We start from the raw sequence: 546 nt of genomic DNA, 5'->3' as shown, positions 1-546 counted from the left end.
ATGGTTTGAGCCCCGTTACATCTTCCGCGCAGGCCGACTCGACTAGTGAGCTATTACGCTTTCTTTAAAGGGTGGCTGCTTCTAAGCCAACCTCCTAGCTGTCTAAGCCTTCCCACATCGTTTCCCACTTAACCATAACTTTGGGACCTTAGCTGACGGTCTGGGTTGTTTCCCTTTTCACGACGGACGTTAGCACCCGCCGTGTGTCTCCCATGCTCGGCACTTGTAGGTATTCGGAGTTTGCATCGGTTTGGTAAGTCGGGATGACCCCCTAGCCGAAACAGTGCTCTACCCCCTACAGTGATACATGAGGCGCTACCTAAATAGCTTTCGAGGAGAACCAGCTATCTCCGAGCTTGATTAGCCTTTCACTCCGATCCACAGGTCATCCGCTAACTTTTCAACGGTAGTCGGTTCGGTCCTCCAGTTAGTGTTACCCAACCTTCAACCTGCCCATGGATAGATCGCCCGGTTTCGGGTCTATTCCCAGCGACTAGACGCCCTATTAAGACTCGCTTTCGCTACGCCTCCCCTATTCGGTTAAGC

At 52.4% G+C, this 546-nt stretch carries 1 rRNA gene (cut by both window edges); it reads right to left on the bottom strand.

The features are described 5' to 3' along the window. Positions 1–546: ribosomal RNA gene (locus sphst_RS20140) — 23S ribosomal RNA — on the bottom strand (its annotated part extends past both window edges: 1605 nt to the left, 581 nt to the right); the annotation flags it as partial.

Origin of the sequence: Sphingomonas sp. STIS6.2 (assembly GCF_000732685.2) — a bacterium.
GTDB lineage: Bacteria > Pseudomonadota > Alphaproteobacteria > Sphingomonadales > Sphingomonadaceae > Sphingomonas > Sphingomonas aerolata.
Note: the sequence above shows the minus strand (reverse complement) of the source record. Positions and strands in the feature narration are given on the sequence as shown.